17 protein-coding genes and 1 riboswitch are annotated in these 17,639 nt (G+C 69.3%); of the genes, 5 read left to right on the top strand and 12 right to left on the bottom strand.

Translation table 11 applies throughout. The features are described 5' to 3' along the window. The first annotated feature begins 219 nt into the window (after window positions 1-219). Entirely contained in the window at window positions 220-1,278 is a 1,059-nt protein-coding gene (locus AC1RJ9_RS09905) for an alginate lyase family protein (protein ID WP_492838430.1), read from the top strand. Window positions 1,279-1,325: 47 nt separating this feature from the next. Beyond that, window positions 1,326-1,910, top strand: a complete 585-nt coding sequence (locus AC1RJ9_RS09900) for a DUF2939 domain-containing protein (RefSeq protein ID WP_492838431.1) — start codon at window positions 1,326-1,328, stop codon at window positions 1,908-1,910. Here the strand turns inward: AC1RJ9_RS09900 and AC1RJ9_RS09895 are convergent. From AC1RJ9_RS09895 to AC1RJ9_RS09850, 10 genes are all read right to left on the bottom strand, one after another. Beyond that, complete coding sequence (locus AC1RJ9_RS09895) at window positions 1,907-2,386, bottom strand: tyrosine phosphatase family protein (protein ID WP_492838432.1); 480 nt, start codon at window positions 2,384-2,386, stop codon at window positions 1,907-1,909. The two genes, AC1RJ9_RS09900 and AC1RJ9_RS09895, sit on opposite strands and share 4 nt — an antisense overlap. After that, entirely contained in the window at window positions 2,383-3,138 is a 756-nt protein-coding gene (gene cobS / locus AC1RJ9_RS09890) for an adenosylcobinamide-GDP ribazoletransferase (RefSeq protein ID WP_492838433.1), read from the bottom strand. Before cobS ends, AC1RJ9_RS09895 begins: the two co-directional genes overlap by 4 nt. Before the next feature lie 2 nt (window positions 3,139-3,140). Next, a complete protein-coding gene (gene cobT, locus AC1RJ9_RS09885; RefSeq protein WP_492838434.1) occupies window positions 3,141-4,166 on the bottom strand; it encodes a nicotinate-nucleotide--dimethylbenzimidazole phosphoribosyltransferase in 1,026 nt (341 codons plus the stop codon). Beyond that, window positions 4,163-5,623 carry a cobyric acid synthase gene (locus AC1RJ9_RS09880; protein ID WP_492838435.1) on the bottom strand — a complete coding sequence of 487 codons (1,461 nt, stop codon included), beginning with the start codon at window positions 5,621-5,623 and terminating at the stop codon, window positions 4,163-4,165. The genes cobT and AC1RJ9_RS09880 overlap by 4 nt, the downstream gene beginning before the upstream one ends. Beyond that, the gene (gene cbiB / locus AC1RJ9_RS09875) at window positions 5,611-6,582 is read right to left on the bottom strand and encodes an adenosylcobinamide-phosphate synthase CbiB (protein WP_492838436.1); all 972 of its coding nucleotides are present in this window, start codon (window positions 6,580-6,582) and stop codon (window positions 5,611-5,613) included. Before cbiB ends, AC1RJ9_RS09880 begins: the two co-directional genes overlap by 13 nt. Beyond that, the gene (locus tag AC1RJ9_RS09870) at window positions 6,572-7,342 is read right to left on the bottom strand and encodes an ABC transporter ATP-binding protein (RefSeq protein WP_492838437.1); all 771 of its coding nucleotides are present in this window, start codon (window positions 7,340-7,342) and stop codon (window positions 6,572-6,574) included. Before AC1RJ9_RS09870 ends, cbiB begins: the two co-directional genes overlap by 11 nt. Next, window positions 7,339-8,337 carry a FecCD family ABC transporter permease gene (locus tag AC1RJ9_RS09865; protein WP_492838439.1) on the bottom strand — a complete coding sequence of 333 codons (999 nt, stop codon included), beginning with the start codon at window positions 8,335-8,337 and terminating at the stop codon, window positions 7,339-7,341. The genes AC1RJ9_RS09870 and AC1RJ9_RS09865 overlap by 4 nt, the downstream gene beginning before the upstream one ends. Then, on the bottom strand, window positions 8,334-9,170 hold the full coding sequence (locus tag AC1RJ9_RS09860) for an ABC transporter substrate-binding protein (RefSeq protein WP_492838440.1): 837 nt from the start codon (window positions 9,168-9,170) through the stop codon (window positions 8,334-8,336). Before AC1RJ9_RS09860 ends, AC1RJ9_RS09865 begins: the two co-directional genes overlap by 4 nt. Further along, the gene (locus AC1RJ9_RS09855; RefSeq protein ID WP_492838441.1) at window positions 9,167-10,024 is read right to left on the bottom strand and encodes an aminotransferase class I/II-fold pyridoxal phosphate-dependent enzyme; all 858 of its coding nucleotides are present in this window, start codon (window positions 10,022-10,024) and stop codon (window positions 9,167-9,169) included. Before AC1RJ9_RS09855 ends, AC1RJ9_RS09860 begins: the two co-directional genes overlap by 4 nt. A gap of 160 nt (window positions 10,025-10,184) precedes the next feature. Further along, window positions 10,185-12,137: a TonB-dependent receptor plug domain-containing protein gene (locus AC1RJ9_RS09850; protein WP_492838442.1), complete on the bottom strand. Its 1,953-nt coding sequence runs from the start codon at window positions 12,135-12,137 to the stop codon at window positions 10,185-10,187. A gap of 148 nt (window positions 12,138-12,285) precedes the next feature. Continuing rightward, window positions 12,286-12,475, bottom strand: a riboswitch (cobalamin riboswitch). Window positions 12,476-12,511: 36 nt separating this feature from the next. Between AC1RJ9_RS09850 and cobU the strand changes: the two genes are divergently transcribed. From cobU to mazG, 3 genes are all read left to right on the top strand, one after another. Next, the gene (cobU, locus tag AC1RJ9_RS09845; protein WP_492838443.1) at window positions 12,512-13,042 is read left to right on the top strand and encodes a bifunctional adenosylcobinamide kinase/adenosylcobinamide-phosphate guanylyltransferase; all 531 of its coding nucleotides are present in this window, start codon (window positions 12,512-12,514) and stop codon (window positions 13,040-13,042) included. A gap of 745 nt (window positions 13,043-13,787) precedes the next feature. Continuing rightward, window positions 13,788-15,185 (top strand): MFS transporter, encoded by a 1,398-nt coding sequence (locus AC1RJ9_RS09840; protein WP_492838445.1) that lies wholly within the window; start codon window positions 13,788-13,790, stop codon window positions 15,183-15,185. Then, entirely contained in the window at window positions 15,142-15,990 is an 849-nt protein-coding gene (mazG, locus tag AC1RJ9_RS09835) for a nucleoside triphosphate pyrophosphohydrolase (RefSeq protein WP_492838446.1), read from the top strand. The genes AC1RJ9_RS09840 and mazG overlap by 44 nt, the downstream gene beginning before the upstream one ends. Before the next feature lie 21 nt (window positions 15,991-16,011). On the opposite strand, the gene hflX is transcribed toward mazG, so the two are convergent. Further along, window positions 16,012-17,349 carry a GTPase HflX gene (hflX, locus tag AC1RJ9_RS09830; protein WP_492838447.1) on the bottom strand — a complete coding sequence of 446 codons (1,338 nt, stop codon included), beginning with the start codon at window positions 17,347-17,349 and terminating at the stop codon, window positions 16,012-16,014. A gap of 12 nt (window positions 17,350-17,361) precedes the next feature. Continuing rightward, entirely contained in the window at window positions 17,362-17,610 is a 249-nt protein-coding gene (gene hfq, locus AC1RJ9_RS09825; RefSeq protein ID WP_013079113.1) for an RNA chaperone Hfq, read from the bottom strand. Window positions 17,611-17,639 lie beyond the last annotated feature (29 nt).

Below are 17,639 nucleotides of genomic sequence, written 5' to 3'. Positions count from 1 at the left end.
TCTGTTTCATTAATTTAGTCATGAATAAATGAAAAGACGGAATCGCGACGATCGTACGCCGAGGCGCAGCGGTGGCTGTGAACCGTCCCGCCGGCATCGCGACACTCACCGCCGCGCAATCCGGTCCGGCCAATCACCAAAATTGGCATGACCAATAATTGACAAGTCGCGCGACTGGCCAGATATCTTCCCCAAACCGTAAAAGCTTGGGAGGCTCCTATGAAGACCGCATGGCTTGCCGCGAGCGCCCTGATGGCCATGGCGTCCGCCGCGCACGCCGCCGACTACGGCCTGCTGGGCCCAACGTTCGGCAAGGGCGCGGTGTCGCCCGCGCTGAAGGCGGCGATCGTCTCGCGCGCCAACGCGACTCTGGATCGTCCGCCCGGCGCCATCCCCCACGCGCACACCGAAGGCACCCTGCCCGGCAAGGGCATCCGCGAGATCAGCATCAAGGCCCGCGAGGACCAGCCGATCGTGCTGAACTTCGCGCTGGCCTACCGCCTGACCGGGGACCGCGGGTTCCTGGAGGCCACGGGCCGCTATCTGGAGAACTGGGCCGACATCTACCAGATCTCGTTCAACCCGATCGACGAGACCGGCTTCGACACCCTGGTCATGGCCACCGACCTGACGGAGAGCGATCTCCCCGTCCCGATCCGCGCCAAGGTCGACGCCTTCTGGCGCAGGATGGCGGTCGGCTATCTCGACGCGATGGACGCGGGGCCGACGAACGCCCACACCAACTGGCAGAGTCACCGGATCAAGATGGCGACCCTGGCCGCCTACCAGACCGGCGACGCCAAGCTGATCGCCCGCGCCCGCGACGCCTTCCGCAAGCAGATCGGGGTCAACCTCTATGCGGACGGCTCGACCTTCGACTTCCACGAACGCGACGCCCTGCACTACGTCACCTACAATCTCGACCCGCTGATGATGGCCGCCCTGTCGGCCCAGGCGCATGGCGAGGACTGGTTCATCTGGAAGAGCCCGACGGGGTCCAGCCTGCCCCATTCGCTGGACTGGCTGGCGGCGTTCGCGCGCGGGGAAAAGACCCACAGCGAGTTCGTCAATTCCAAGATCCAATTCGACCGCGACCGCGCCAATTCGGGCCAGAAGGAGTATGCGCCGCACGACTGGGACGTCTCCAACGGCGTAAGCACCTACACCTTGGCCAGCCTGCTGGACGCCCGATACCTGCCGCTTCGCGACGACCTGGTGAAGCGCACGGGCAAGAAGCCGGCGCCCTGGACCGATATTCTGCGCGCCTCGCGGCCATGAGTTGACCCGGGTTCTCCCGCCTGCCTTGATCCTCGCGGGAGAACCTGATGACTCGCTCGAACCGCATCTTGACTGGCGTCGGCCTGGGCGTCTTGGCCGCGCTGGTGATCGCCGGCTATTTCGCCTCGCCGATCCTGGCGCTGCAGGGGCTGACGGCGGCGGCCAAGGCGGGTGACAAGGCCCGGCTGGAGAGCGCCGTCGACTTTCCGGCCGTGCGCGAGAGCCTGAAGAGCCAGCTCAAGGCCAGCATGACGCGCAAGTTGGAGGAAGACCCCAAGCTGCGCGACAACCCGTTCGCCGCCTTCGGCCAGATGCTGCTGGTCGGCGTGGTCGACAAGGCGGTCGAGACCTATGCGACGCCTGACGCGATCGCCAACATGGTCGCCACCAACGAGCCGCCGAAGAACATCGGCGCCACGCCAGGCGGTCCGATCGTCGAGCAGCCCCAGCCCGAGGTAAAGAAGGCGAAGTCTGATACCGAGGTCCATTGCGGCTACGTGGACCTTGATCACTTCCGCGCCACCTATCGCGACCGCAAGGACGGCGACCAGGAGCCGTTCGGCCTGGTGCTGGAGCGTCGCGGACTGTTCAAGTGGAAGCTGGTGAAGATCGAGCTGCCGGGCCTGGGCTAGTCCAGCCGCCAGTCGATCACCGTCCCTTCATAGGCGTCGATCCCGCGCCCGATCCCGGCGACGGCGCGGATCATGGCCCCGCCGCGACCCAGGATCGTATCGGCCAGAGCGATCATCAGTGCATTGGGCGTGGCCTCCGGGCAGAGCGAACGGAGTTGAGCGGCCAGGCCCCCCTCCTCGCCCGCCGGCCGCTTCGCGCAGGCCAGGACATAGGCCGCCGCCGTCGAGCGGCTGACCCCGGCGAAGCAGTGGATCAGCAGCGTGGGCGTCTCGCGCAGCGCCAGTATGGCCTCAACCGTTGCCGCCGAGGGCGCGATAAAGCCTTCATGTTGTTCGGTTATATCATTGAAATATAACGTCGTTACAGGTTGCGTTAAGGTCGGCGGCGCGGCGTTCGGCGAGATCAGCGACAGCACGTGATCGGCCTGGCCCGCCAACCGCGCGACCGCCGTGATCGGACCGACCAGCAGCCTCATGCCAGCGCCGCCGCGCCGAGCAGGAAGCCGAGCTCGAACACCTGCTCGACCGCGCCGAGCACGTCGCCGGTGTGGCCGCCGATCAGCCGCCTGGCCGTCAGGGTCAGCAAGCCGGCCAGCAGCGCGCCGCCCGCGAGGCCGACCAGGACCGCGCTCGGCGGCAGCAGGATCAGCGGCCAGCCGGCGATCAGCAGGGCGACGATCACCTCGCCAGTCCGCACGCCTTTAGGAACAGGCTTCCACTTCCCCGCCTCGCCGCTGGGCGCGTAGGGCGTCAGGCGCATGACCGCCACGGCGGCGGCGCGGCCCAGGCCGTGGGCGGCCAGCAGCAGAACGGCGGCGGCCGGCGTTCCAGCCAGCACGGCGACTTTCAGCGCCAGCACGCCGACCAGGGCGCAGACGCCATAGGTCCCGATGCGGCTGTCCTTCATGATCTCCAGCCGCCGCGCCGGCGTCTGGCCGCCGCCCAGGCCGTCGGCGGTGTCGGCCAGGCCGTCCTCGTGGAAGGCCCCGGTGATCAGAAGGCCCGCGGCGAGGGCCAGGATGACGCCGACCGGCGCGCTCCACAGGCGCTCGCCAACCAGCAGCACGAGGGCGCAGACCGCCCCGACGCCCTGACCCACCAGCGGGAAATAGCGGGCCGAACGGGTGATCCAGTCGGGCTCGAAGGTCTTCAGCGCCGGGGTTGGGACGCCCGTCAGGAACTGGACCGCACAGAGCAGCAGCCGGACCTGATGCGCCAGCCACCCCATGCTCAGAGCCGTCCGCTCAGGACGTCGTCCAGGCTGGCGACGTCGCTCATCAGCCGTGAGGCGGCGCGCACGACCGGCAGGGCCAGCAGCGCGCCGGTGCCCTCGCCGAGACGCAGACCCAGGTCCAGCAGCGGCTCGACCTCAAGCGCCGCCAGCATCCGCTGATGCCCTCGCTCGGCCGAGCAATGGCAGAACACGCAGTAGTCCCGGACCGCCGGGACCAACCGGATCGCCGCCAGGGCCGCCGCCGAGGCGATAAAGCCGTCGACCAGCACCGGGATGCGCGCCGACGCCGCGCCGATTACCGCCCCGGTCATCATGGCGATCTCCAGCCCGCCGAACTCGGCGAGGACGGCGGCGGGCTCGGCGGCGTCCGATCGCGCCGCCGCGCGCTCCAGTACGGCCAGCTTGTGGGCCAGGCCCACGTCGTCATGACCGGTCCCCCGCCCGACGCACTCGGCCAACGGCGCGGGCGTCAGGCGGTGCATGAGCAGCGCCGCCGAAGCGGTGTTGCCGATGCCCATCTCGCCTAGCGCCAGAATCTCGAAACCCTCGGCGGCCGCGTCGCGGGCGATGCGCGCGCCGGTCTCCAGGGCCTGGGCGACCTCCTCGACGGTCAGGGCCGGCTCGACGGCGGCGTTGCGCGCGCCACGCCGCACCTTCTCGGCCAACAGGCTTGCATGGGTTGGAAGTTCGGCGTCGACCCCGGCGTCCACGACGCGCAGCTCGGCGCCGACCGCGCGGGCGAAGGCGTTGGCGCTGGCCTTGCCGGCCAGGAAGGTCGCGACCATGGCCTGGGTGACGCTGGACGGATAGGCCGACACCCCTTCGGCGGTCAGCCCGTGATCGCCGGCGAAGACCAGCAGGAGCGCCTTGTCCAAGGCGCGCTCGCCGGCGATCAAGGCCAGCCGAACGGCCAGGTCCTCGATCCGCCCCAGCGCGCCCGGCGGCTTGGCCTTGCCGTCGATCAGGGCGCGTAGCCGCCCCATCTGGGCATGGTCGACGGCGGTGACGAGCGGCAAAATCATCGGAAATTCTCCAGGCCGGCGATGGCGGCGAGGGCGGAAATGTCGAAGGCTTGCTCCAGCGCGGCGGCGATCTCGTCCAGCGCCTGGTCGACGCGGACGGCCTGGTCGATCGCATCGGACACCGCGCCCAGCTCGGCCAGCAGGGCCGCCCGCGCCTCGCCTTGGTCGAACAGGCCGTGGACATAGGCGCCGCGCACCTGACCGCTGGTCGAAACCGCGCCGTCCGTGACGCCGTCGTCGAAGGTCAGCATCGGCGAGAGCGCGCCCGTGGTGCGGCCGACATGCATCTCGTAGCCCTCGAAGCGCGCGCCGCCGGTCAGTCGGCCCGCGACCGGCCGCAGGGTCTTGTCGCCGGTCATCACCGTCTCGACGTCGAGCAGGCCCAGACCCTCGACCGAGTCCGGCGGGCCCTCGACGCCGTCCGGATCCGACACCCGCCGGCCCAGCATCTGGTAGCCGCCGCAGACGCCCAGCACCCGGCCGCCGCGCCGGACGTGGGCGGCCAGATCGACGTCCCAGCCCTGGGCGCGCAGGAAAGCCAGATCGGCCAGGGTCGCCTTGGTCCCCGGCAGGATCACCAGGTCGGCGTCGCCCGGAAGCGGCGCACCTGGCGGGATGAAGGCGAACTCGACTTCGGGCTCGGTGCGCAGGGCGTCGAACTCGTCGAAATTGGCGATCCGCGACAGCATCGGCACAACGATCCGCACCTTGCGGCCGTCAGCGGTCGCGGCGCGGTCGAGCACCACGGCGTCCTCGGCCGGCAGGCGCCGCGCCGCCGCCAGCCAGGGCGCCATGCCGAGGTCGGTCCAGCCCGTGCGGCGGACGATCTCGGTTCGGCCGTCCTGGAACAGGCTGGGATCGCCCCGGAACTTGTTGATCAGAAAGCCGCGGATCATGGCGCGGTCGGCGTCGTCCAGCACCACGTGGGCCCCGACCAGGGCGGCGATGACGTGGCCGCGATCGATGTCGCCGACCAACACGACGGGCACGTCGGCCGCGATCGCGAAGCCCATATTGGCGATGTCGCCGGCTCGCAGGTTGATCTCGGCGGGACTGCCGGCGCCTTCGACGATGACGAGGTCGCTCCGCGCCTGCAGCGTGCGGAAACTCTCCAGCACCGTGTCCAGCAGCGCGCCCTTGCGCTCCTGATAGCCGCGCGCCTTCCAGGTCCCGGCCATCTTGCCGCGCACGATCAGCTGGGCGCCGACGTCGCTCTGGGGCTTCAGCAACACCGGGTTCATATCGACCGTCGGGGCGACGCGGCAGGCGATGGCCTGCAGGGCCTGGGCGCGGCCGATCTCGCCGCCGTCGGCGGTCACGGCGGCGTTGTTGGACATGTTCTGCGGCTTGAACGGCCGCACCCTCAGGCCGCGATTGGCGAACAGGCGGCACAGGCCGGCGACCAGCACCGACTTGCCGACATCCGAGCCGCAGCCCTGGATCATCAAAGCGGCCATGCGAATCCTCCCCAGACGAACCCGGCGACCGCCAGCATCAACCAGAGCAGCCCGCAGGCGAGAAGATAGATCCGCAGGGCGCGGGTCAGATCCGCGGGTGTCGCCGCCCTGCCCTCGCCCAGAACCGGACGCTGGGACAGCGCGCCGTCGTACCAGGCCGGACCGCCCAGGCGTAAGCCTAGGGCTCCGGCCATCGCCGCCTCGGGCCAGCCGGCGTTGGGCGAGGCGTGCTTGCCGGCGTCGCGCAGCATGATCCGCCAGCCGCCCCCCTTCAAAGCAAACATGCCGGCGAGGGCGATCACCCCGCCCGCCAGGCGCGCCGGGATCAGGTTCATCAGATCGTCGAAGCGCGCCGAGGCCCAGCCGAACGCGCGCCAGCGCGGCTCGCGGTGGCCGATCAGGCTGTCGGCCGTGTTGACGGCCTTGTAGACGAACAGGCCCGGCAGGCCGGCGACCACGAACCAGAACAGCGGCGCGACGATGCCGTCGCAGAAGCTCTCGGCCAGGCTCTCGATGGCGGCGGTGGCGATGTCGCTCTCACTCAGTCGGGCGACGTCGCGGCCGACGATGTGGCCGACCATGATCCGGGCGCTATCCAGGTCGCCCGCCGCCAAGGGCTTGGCGACGGCGCGGACATGGTCGAACAGGCTGCGCTGGGCCAGGCCCACGGTCCCGACCAGCACGATCGCCACCGGTCCGCCGAGGTCCGCGACTATCCAGCCGGCCAAGGCGCTGGCTCCGACGATGAGCGCCAGGGTCACCATGCCCAGCAGGCGGCGCGTGATCTCGCCGAACCCCGACAGGTTGAGGCCCGCCTCCAGCGCGGAGATCAGCCCGCCGATCCAGACGACCGGATGCGGCGCGCGCCGGTGCAGAGCGTCTGGATAGCCGACCGCGGCCTCCACGACCGCCGCCGCCAGCACGATCCAGGGACCGTTGGACGAGAGTCTAGCCGGCACGGCCCAGCACCTCGATCAGCGGCCCGCCCTCGCCCCCGTGAAGGCGGACGACGACGCCATAGACGGCTGACAGGGTTTCCTGCGTCAGGGCCGTGTCGGGCGCGCCGTCGACGACCAGGCGGCCTTCGCTCAGCACGAGCACCCGGTCGGCGAAACGCGCGGCCAGATTCAGGTCGTGCAGGGTGATGATCACGCCCTTGCCCTGGTCGTGCGCCAGGCGGCGGAACAGGGCCAGGGCGTCCAGGGCGTGGCCGGGGTCGAGGCCCGTCAGCGGCTCGTCGGCCAGCAGCCAGTCGGTCTGGCCGGCCAGACCGCGTGCGATCAAGGCGCGGGCCCGCTCGCCGCCCGACAGCCGGGTGACGGCGCGGTCGACGAAGGTTTCCAGGCTGGCGGCGGCGATGGCGGCGTCGACCGCCGCGCGGTCCTCGGCGCTGGGACCGAAGGCCCCGAGATGCGGCGTGCGCCCCAGGCCCACGAAGGCGCGGACGTCGACGTCCCAGGCGATCTCGGGCGTCTGGGCCAGGAAGGCGATGCGGCCCGCGCGCTGGCGGCCGGGCATGGCCGCGATCGCCGCGCCGTCCAGGGTGACCGAGCCGCCGTCTGGGCGCAGCAGGCCGGCCAGGCACGCCAGCAAGGTCGACTTGCCCGCCCCGTTGGGACCGACAATGGCGATCAGTCCGCCCTTGGCGAAGTCGGCCGAGACGCCGTCCAGCACCACATGTCCGCCCAGGGCCAGGGTCACGTTCCGGGCGGAGATCATGCCAGCCTCCGGCGCATCGAGATCAACATGGCCAGGAAGAACGGCCCGCCCAGCATGGCCATGGCGACGCTCAGCTTGACCTCGCTGGCGGCCGGGGTCATGCGCACCAGGATGTCGGCGGCCAGGGTCAAGGCCGCGCCGCCCAGGAACGATGGCAAAAGCACCGCGCTCGGCCTGGAGCCCAGCAACGGCCGCAGCAGGTGCGGGGTGATCAGGCCCACGAAGCTGATGACGCCGGTCACCGCCACGCTGGACCCGACCGCCAGGGCGACGCCGATGGCCACCAGCAGGCGCGTGCGCGACAGGTCGACGCCCAGCGAGCGCGCGCCCTGCTCGCCCAGGGTCAAGGCGTCCAGGGAGCGGCCCAGGGTCAGCAGTAAGGCGCCGCCGGCGACGATGCCCGGCGCGGCGATCCGCACCTCGTCGACGCTGCGGTCGGCCAGCGAGCCCAGCGTCCAGTTGATGATCTCGTTCACCGCCCACGGATTCGGCGCGAGGTTCATCGCCAGGGCGATGCCGGCCCCGCAGACCGTCTGGATCACGAAGCCCGCCAGGATAAAGGTGACGATGCTGGAGGTGACGCCCGCCAGGCCCAGCAGGGCCGCGACGCCCAGGCCCGCCCCGACCATGGCGGCGGCAGGCAGGATCCAGATCGCCTCGCCCGCCGCGCCCAGATAGAGGGTCAGCACCGCCCCCAGCGCCGCCGACGCCGAGACGCCCAGGGCGCCGGGATCGGCCAGCGGGTTGCGGGTATAGCCCTGCAGCGCGGCGCCGGAGAGGCCCAGCGCTCCGCCGACCAGGATGGCCAGGATGGTGCGCGGCAGGCGCAGGCCGAAGACGATGGCCCAGCGCGGGTCGGCGCCGCCCGAGGTCCAGGCGCTCCACGGCGCCCAGACGCGTCCGGCGCACAGGCTGACGCCGAACAGCACGACCAGCAGCGCCAGCAGGACGCCGCAGATCGCCCATGGCGCCATAGGGGGAGATCGGGGCCTCATGCGCCCTCCTTCAAAGCTTGGGCTCGCGCCCGGGCCATGGCCGCGGCGGTCTCGATCAGGGCCGGGCCGCCGCAATAGAGAAGCTTCTCGGGTAATCGCACTTGGCGCATTCGCCCGGACACGGCCCTCAGGGCTGGATGGGTCATGATGCGATCGGCCCAGCTGCGCGCGCCGGGGGCGGAGACGCCGACCAGCAGCACTTCGGGCGGATCGGCCAGCAGGCGCTCCAGCCCGACATTACCCCAGGTCGTCAGGCCGAAGCGGCGGGCGACATTATCGAAGCCGGCGTGGTCCATCATCTCGTCGACCAGGGTGCCCGGACCGGCCGCGAAGCCGTTGGGCTGATAGATCAAGGCCGTCAGCCGTCGCGCGCCGGGCGCGGGCTTGGCGGCCGCGATCGCCGCCTCGACGCGGGCGACCAGGGCCTCGCCGCGGTCCGGACGGCCGATCAGCCTGGCCACCTCGCGAACCTGGCCCAGGCTCTCGTCGATCGACCTGGGGACCTTGAAGCGCTGGACCGGCACGTGCAGGCGCTTGAGCGCGTTGCGCGTCGCCAGGGCCGAGTGCTGGCTGGCCAGGACCAGATCGGGCATCAGGTCGATGACCTCCTCGGCGCTCTCCCAGGTGTAGGGCAGCGTCCGGGCCTGGGCCGCGACGGTAGAGGCCTGCGCGTCGCGGGCATAGTGGCTGAGCGCGGCGATCTGGCTCCGGTCGGCCAGGTGGACCAGCATGGCGTCCAGACAGCTGTTCAGCGACACGATGCGCCTTGGGAGCGGCGGCGGACCGCCCGCCGTCATCGCCAGGGCGCCGGCCACGACCTCGCGGCGGTTCATGACGTCACCGCGCGAAGTGCGTGCTCAAAGCGTTTGAATTCATTGCGAGAAGGCAGGCCAATCCGAAGTCGATCCGGCCGATCGGCGAAGGGCCGCGTCAGCACGCCCTCAGCGCAGAGCCGTTTGAACAGGCCACACGCGTCCGGCGCTTCGACCCAACGGAAGAGATCGCAGCCGCCGAGAGGCTTGAGGCCCGCCCTGGCCAAAACCGCGTCGACCGCGCCGGCCTGGGTCGCCAGCCAAACCCGAGTCCGTGCCCGCCAGGCGTCGTCGGCATAGGCCTCCAGCCCCATGGCCAGGGCGTCCGCCCCGACCGGCCAGTCGCCCAGGAGCACGCGAAATTCCCGCGCGAAGATCTTGTTTCCAATCAGAAAACCCAATCGAACCCCAGGCAACCCATAGAACTTGCCGAACGAGCGCAGGGTCACCAGCCGGTCGATCTCCAGGTCGGCGATGCTGAGCTCCGGCGCGACCTCACCGAAGGATTCGTCGACGACCGTCCAACGGCCGGCGTCCGACCGTTCCACCGCCAGGGCGGCCAGGGCGCCGCGCTCAATCCGCCGGCCATCGGGATTGTTCGGATTGACCAGCGCCAGCACGTCGGCGCTCAAGGCGCGGAGATCGTCCAGCGAGGCGATGAGGTTCGGCGTCGACCCCGCCCAGCTTTCGGCATGGCCGCCATAGATCGGCGCCAGCAGCGCGACCTCGCCGCCGCCGATCAGACCGGGCAGCAGCCGCAGCGCCGCCTCCGCTCCGGAGGTGGCGACCACGCGGCCAGGGTCAGCGACGCCGAACGCGCGCGCGGCGACCGCCTCCAGTTCGGCCAGCTCAAGCGGATCCGGCAGCCGGCGCAAGGCGTCGGCCGGCGCCCGCTGGCCGGACCACGGCTCGGGATTGATCCCGGTCGACAGGTCCAGCCAGGGACGCGGCGCGTCCGGAAAAGCGGCCATCGCCTCGCGGAGACGGCCGCCGTGCCGGAAGGCGCCGATGGTGGAAATCGACGCCGACATCAGCCTAGAACCGCGCGCGCAGGCCCACGAAGGCCCCACGTCCCGGCGTCCCGTAGTTCAGGATGGTCTGGTAGTCCTTGTCGAACGCGTTCTCGACCCGGCCGAAGACCTCGAGGGTCTCGTTGATCGGATAGGCCGCGCGCAGGTCGACCAGGGTGTAGTCCTTCACCACCTGGGTGTTGGCGTCGTTATTGTAGGTCTTGCCCACATAGCGCACCGCCACCGTCGTGGTCAGACCCACCGGCCAGCTATAGGCCGCCGACAGGTTGCCCATGTTCTTCGGGCGACGAGTCAGTTGCTTGCCCTTGTTGGCGCCCGAGCCGGACTCGGCTTCGGTATAGGTATAGTTAGCGGTGATGGTCAGGGCCGAGACCGGCTTGACCTCGCCGATCAGTTCCACCCCTTGCGCCTTGGTCTTCTGGACGTTGTCGTAGTAGCCGAAGCGGAACGCGCCGTTCGGATTGCACAGCGCCGTGGTCGAGCCCGAGGCGCACGAGAAGAAGCGGATCTCGTTGTCGGCCTCGCGATGGAACCAGGTGGCCGAGGCGCGGGCCTTGCCGCCGAAGAAGCGCTGCTCGATCCCGGCGTCCCAGCTGTCGAACTTCTCCGGCGACAGGGTCGAATTGCCGTACTCGCTGTAGAGCTCGTAGAGGCCCGGGGCGCGGAAGCCCTGGCCGAAGCTGGCGCGGACGACGGTGTCGCCCTCGTTCAGCGCCCAGGCGGCCGCGACCTGGCCCAGGGTGTGCGAACCATAGGTGTCGTGGTCCTCGTAGCGCAGGCCGCCGGTCAGGGTCAGGCCCTTCACCGGCTCGACCTGCAGCTGGCCGTAGAGGCTGTCGACGCCGACGCGGCCGGTGCTGAATGCGGGGTTCGGCTTGAGGACCGTCGGCGAGCGTGTGCGCATACGGGCCTTCTCGGTCTCGGCGCCGAAGGTGGCCGTCCAGATGTCCGAGATCGCGAACACACCCTGGTATTCGAAGCGCTTGTTCTTGCCGGCGGCGTCGAAGGTTAGTGGCGCGGCCGGGCGGGCCGGGTTGATGTTCTCGCGGTCGGTGTCGGTATAGGCGTAGCCGAGGCGGTTGTTCCAGCGACCGTCCAGCAGGGCGAAGTTCAGGCCCGTATAGACGACCAGTTCCTCGGTGCGGCCGAACTCGGCGCTGTCGACGTTGAAGCCGTCGAAGTCGTTCTTGCCCTTCGAATAGACCGACCGGACCTCGGCCGAGACGTTTTCGGCCAGCGCCACACGGACACGGCCCGACAGGCCGGTGTTCTGATAGCCGTCCTTCTCCTTGCCGAGCTTGTAGGTCGAGAAGCCGTCGGTGGTGTAGTAGCCGCCAGCCAGACGCCAGGTGATCTTGTCCGAAGCGCCGCCGACGCCGGCCCGCAGGTAGCCGGTCTTGCGTGCGCCGCCTTCGGCCTCGATCGAGCTGGTGAACGGAACGGTAGGATCGGCGGTGACGATATTGACCACGCCGCCGACGGCCTGGCTGCCCCACAGGGTCGACTGGGCGCCGCGCAGCACCTCGATACGCGCGATGTCGCCGATCAGCAGGTTGCCGCTGTTGAAGCCGCCCTGGGTCGAGGACGGGTCATTCAGCTTGACGCCGTCGATCAGCACCACGGTGTGCTGGGTCTCGGCGCCGCGGATGTTGAGGCTGGTGGCCGTGCCCGGCCCGCCGTTGCGGGTGAAGCTGACGCCCGGCGTCTGGGCCAGCAGCTCCGTCACCGAAATGGCCTGGCTGGCCTCGATAGCGGCCTGCGTCAGGACGGTGACCGACGCGCCGACCTTCTCGATCGGCTGGGCGGTGCGGGTGGCGGTGACGATCAGCTCGGCGACGCCGTTGGCGCCGACAGCGCCTGCGACATCGGCCTCGGGGGCCTTCTGCTCTTCCGCCATGGCCGAACCGGCGACAAGGAGGGTTGCGAGCGCGGTGGAGCTCAAAAACGTTCGGATCATGTTTCAATCTTCCCAGTTGAACGACCCGCACGGCTGACCGCGACGCACCCGCAAGCTGGAAAGCCACACGTACGCCCCGGACCGTCGCGCGGCCCTTTGACTGTCGTTTCGCGGGAGATCCCGTTCGTTCGGCGCACCCCGGCCGAGCGATGAACGACTGCGCCGGGCAGGTCTCCTGGCTCACGGGTCATCGCTCTTGGCGTCGCCTTCCCAGGGTCCGGAGACCCCAGTGGCATGTGACGCTAGAACTCGCCGCTTACAGTTGCGGGGGCAGCCGAGGTCTTGAACCTCGTTCCCTTTTAATCCTCTTTCGAGGAGCCTAGTGCGGGGGCAGCCCTATAGACTGCGCCGCTTACGGTCAATGTGGAGCTTCCATGACGTCGATCCTGGTGCTGGGCGGGGCCCGTTCCGGCAAGAGCGCCTTCGCCCAAAAAGCGGCGGAGCAAGCGGCGGAAATCGCCGCTGGAGCGGTGCGTCCGGTGCTGATCGCCACCGGCCAGGCCTTCGACGACGAGATGACCGAGCGCATCGCCCGCCACCAGGCCGACCGGGGCGAATCATGGACCACGGTGGAGGCGCCGCTGGCCCTGGCCGAGGCGATCACCGCCCTCCCCGCCGACGCCGTGGCGGTCGTCGACTGCCTGACCCTGTGGCTGTCGAACCTGATGCTGGACGAGCGCGACATCGCGACGGAGGCGACCGCTCTGGTCGAAGCCGTCGCCGCCTGCCCCGCCCGCCTCTGGCTGGTCAGCAACGAGGTCGGCCTGGGACTGGTGCCCGAGACACCGCTAGGCCGGCGGTTTCGAGACGAGGCCGGACGGCTGCACCAGCGGCTCGCGCAGGCGGTCGACGAGGTCTATTTCGTGGCGGCCGGGTTGCCGTTGAAGCTGAAGCCGCGGGGGTGAAATCCCGTCGGAGCGCGAGCGTTTTTCCTTCTCCCCTTGCGGGAGAAGGTGGCGCGCAGCGCCGGATGAGGGGGTGATAAGCCTGTCGGATTAGCTTTACGGCGCGAGCGGTTAGCCCTGCGTGCCCCTCATCCGACCGCCTTCGGCGGCTACCTTCTCCCTCAAGGGGAGAAGGGTGACTCACGAGCGTTCGCCGCTCTCCATCCCCGGCCTCAAAACCTGCCGTACTCTCTCTTCACCTCGTCGCGAGGAAAGGGCGCATGGCCAGCGACCGTTGCGGCGACGGGGGGTGATCGAGCGGGGGCAGGTCCGAGGGGGATACTCGGACGGTCCGGGGATCTGGTTCGCTGACCAGACCCGCCCGCCGTCGGCGTGGTCGAAGGCAAAGGGGCGTGTCAGGCTGTAAGCCCGTCCTCTTCGATCATCGGAGCTTGCTGGAAACAGCGAGGTCCGGGTTCCGTTAAGGCCTGAACAGGGCCACCTGACGGGACGCTGGCGGATAACGATCGCGCGGGGCGTCAGACTTCGTCGAAACGGTACACACAACACACACACTCCGGACGCTGTCCGGCGCTCCGCGTCCCTTTCCACACCTTCAGCGGCCAGCCGCGTGAGGCGGCGGAGCCGTGCATTGTCAAAGGAAGAGGCTGGCGCTCGGCGAACAATGCTCGCACACTCATTCAAACGGTCGTTCAGCGACCTTGAGTGTCCGAGCGCGATCAACAGCGCGGGGAGGAGTACAGAAATGTCCGAGCGCCAATCTTCTTGGACCCTGGCCCGATTTGCGGCCCCCGCCATCCCGATCTCGGCGATGGGCCTGCCGCTCGTCGTGTACCTGCCCGAATATTACATCAACTCCCTGGGCCTCTCCCTGGGAACCGTGGGGGCCGCCTTCCTGATCGTGAAGCTGGTCGACATGCTGCTCGACCCGATCCTGGGCGGCGTCATGGACGGGACCCGGTCGCGTTTCGGACGTTTCCGGCCCTGGTTGGTTATCGGCACCCCCATCGTCGCGCTGGGCACCTTCGCCCTGTTCATGGCCCAGCCGGGCGTGGGACCGATCTATCTGTGGTTCTGGCTGGCCGTGCTCTATGTCGGCTATTCGATGGTGGTCCTGTCCCAGACGGCCTGGGGCGCGGTCCTGTCCAGCGACTACCAGCAGCGCTCGCGGGTCTATGGCTGGTGGCAGGGCGCCAATGTCGTGGGCATGATCCTGGTCCTGTGCCTGCCGCCGATCGTGACCGGCGTGTTCAAGGGCGATCACCTCGACAGCGTCCGCGCGATGGGCTGGTTCATCGTCCTGCTGGCGCCGCTCACCGTCCTGCTGGCCGTGACCACCGTCGGCGAACCGCCGGCGGCGCCCAAACGTGGCAAGACCGGCCTCAAGCAGTACGCCAAGTTGCTGACCCGCCCCTCGGTCCAACGTCTGCTGCTCGCCGACCTGCTGATGGGCCTAGCGCCCGGCATCGCCGGCACGCTGTTCCTGTTCTTCTTCGAGCGCATGAAGCACTTCGACAAGACCCAGGCCGGGGTGTTGCTCCTGATCTACTTCATCGCCGCCCTGGCGGGCGCGCCGATCTGGCCCATGCTCGCCAAGCGGGTCGGCAAGCACCGCGCCCTGGTCGTGGCCTCGGTTGTCTACGCGGTCGTGCAATTGACCGCCGTCATCACGCCGCCCGGAAACCTCGTGCTCGGCATGATCGTGCTGGTCCTGGCCGGCCTGCCCTACTCCGCCGCGCCGCTGCTGGTGCGGGCCATGATGGCCGACATCGGCGACGAGGAGCGCCTGGAGAGCGGCGTCGACAAGACTGGCCTGCTCTATGCGATCGTGACCGGCACGGTGAAGCTGGGCTACGCCCTGGCCGTGGGTGTGTTCATCATCCTGGGTGCGCTGGGCTTCGACCCGAAGACGCCCACCGCCGCCGGCGACGCGGCGCTGGTCGCGTTGTACGCTTTCGCGCCGGCCGCGCTCGGACTGGTGGTCGCCGCCGTCATGTTGCGCTATCCGCTGGATGCGACCCGGGTCGCCGAGATTCAGCGCCAGCTCGGGGCGCGGGATGCGGCGGAGCGGGACGCCCCCACAGCGGAGCCGCCACCGAATGTCCTCCCTCAGCAAATCCCCGCCCCTGGCCCCGCCGAATGAAGGCTCTCAAGGTGAAGATGGGCACCCCATCTTCCGCCTGATCGAGATCATGGCCAAGCTGCGCGATCCGGACGGCGGCTGCCCCTGGGATCTGGAGCAGACCTTCGCGACGATCGCGCCCTACACGGTCGAGGAGGCCTACGAGGTCGCCGACGCCATCGAGCGCAATGACCTGCCGGAGCTGCGCGACGAACTGGGCGACCTGCTGCTGCAGGTGGTGTTCCATTCGCGGATGGCCGAGGAACAGGGCGCGTTCGACCTGAAGGACGTGGCGGCCGCCATCTCCGACAAGATGATCCGCCGGCATCCGCACGTGTTCGGCGACCACGCCTATGAAGACCTCTCGGCCCAGGTCGCTGGCTGGGAAGAGCTGAAGGCCCAGGAGCGCAAGGCCAAGGCCAAGACCGGGGTGCTGGACGACGTGCCGGCTGGGCTCCCCGCTCTCACCCGCGCCGTCAAGCTGACTAAGCGCGCCGCTCGGGTCGGCTTCGACTGGCCCTCGGCCCGCGAGGTGCTGGACAAGCTGCGCGAGGAGACCGCCGAGATCGAGGTCGAGATCGAGGCCGGCGACATGGCCAAGGCCCGCGAGGAACTGGGCGACATCCTGTTCGTCTGCGCCAACCTGGCCCGCAAGCTGGACGTCGACCCCGAGGACGCCCTGCGCGCCACCAACGCCAAGTTCGCCCGCCGCTTCGCCTTCGTCGAGACGGGGCTGGCCGAGCGTGGCAAGACGCCCGACCAGTCCGATCTGGCGGAAATGGACGCCCTGTGGAACGACGCCAAGGCGGCGGAGAAGAAGGGTTAGGCGACCTTCTAGTCGCGCTTTCTAGTCGACCGTACCCACGAGGGCGCCGGGGTACTGTCGCTCGAACCGCCCCAGCGCCTGGCTGTCGAGCCGGGTGACGATGGTGACGTCGCCGTCCGGACCGTCGTAGCGGTTCAGCACCCGGCCGTTGCGGTAGATCCAGGCGATGGCCTGACCATCCTGGGCCTTCAGCTGGATCTCGACCGGCGGCGAGTCGTCGATCAGGCCGCTGATCCGGCGCAGCAGAGCCTCGCAGCCCTCGCCGGTAACGGCCGAGACCGCCGAGGCCTCCTTGCGACGGGCATGGCCCTCGACGACCTCGCGATCCTCCTCGGACAGCAGGTCGATCTTGTTCCAGACCTCGACGACGGTCTTGCCCTCGTCGAACGTCACGCCCAGTTCGGCCAGCACGCTCTGGACGTCGCGGGCCTGGGCCTCGCTGTCGGGATTGGCCACGTCGCGGACGTGCAGAACCACGTCAGCCTCCTGCACCTCCTCGAGGGTGGCGCGGAAGGCCTCGACCAACTCGTGCGGCAGGTCGGAGATGAAGCCGACGGTGTCGGACATGATCGCCGGCCGCCCGTCGGGCAGCTTCACGGTGCGCAGGGTCGGGTCCAGCGTCGCGAACAGCATGTCCTTGGCCAGGACTTCCGCTTCGGTCAGGCGGTTGAACAGCGTGGACTTGCCGGCGTTGGTGTAACCGACCAGGGCGACGGTCGGGTACGAGACTTTCTTGCGGGCGCTGCGGTGCAGGGTCCGCGTCCGGCGCACCTCCTCCAGCTCCTTCTTGAGCTTGAGGATGTTGTCGCGGATCAGGCGGCGGTCCAGTTCGATCTGGGTTTCGCCAGGACCGCCGGTATTGCCGGTGCCGCCGCGCTGGCGCTCAAGGTGGGTCCAGGTGCGGACGAGGCGCGAGCGTTCGTATTCGAGCCTGGCCAGCTCGACCTGCAGGCGGCCTTCCCGGGTCCGGGCCCGGCGGGCGAAGATCTCTAGGATCAGCCCGGTGCGGTCCACGACCTTCACCCCCAGCGCCTTCTCGAGATTGCGCTGTTGGATGGGCGTGAGCTGATCGTCGAAGACGGCGACGTCGATGTGCTCGACCTCGCAGATCGCCGCGAACTCCTCGACCTTGCCCTTGCCGAACAAGGTGGCGGGCGTGACGGCGCGCAGTGGCGCGATCATCGTCTCGACGACTTCGAGATCGAGCGCGGTGGCGAGACCGACGGCTTCCTCGAGCCGGGCATTGGGATCCCGGGCCTCGAGGGCCGCCTGGCCGCGAAGTTGCCGCGCCGGATGGATGACGAGCGCCTTCAGGATCGGCGCGGCGTGGTCAATCGACCTGGATGTGGATTTGGACAAGCGTCTCTAAATTCAGTCGTCGGAGTCGGCGCTGGGCTCGTAGAGCTGAACAGGCTGAGCCGGCATGATGGTGGAAATGGCGTGCTTGTAGACCAGTTGCGACTGACCGTCGCGACGCAACAGGACGCAGAAATTGTCGAACCAGCTGACCACGCCCTGCAGCTTCACGCCGTTGACGAGGAAAATGGTGAGCGGCGTCTTCGACTTGCGCACGCTGTTCAGGAAGGTGTCCTGAAGGTTTTGCTTCTTCTCGGCAGACATCGGGGGTTCCCCTCTCGTTGTTATCGGAG

The sequence above is a fragment of the Caulobacter sp. GW822-FHT07D08 genome (assembly GCF_058798735.1).
The sequence above is the reverse complement of the archived record's forward strand: the minus strand, read 5'-3'. Positions and strand labels throughout refer to the sequence as shown.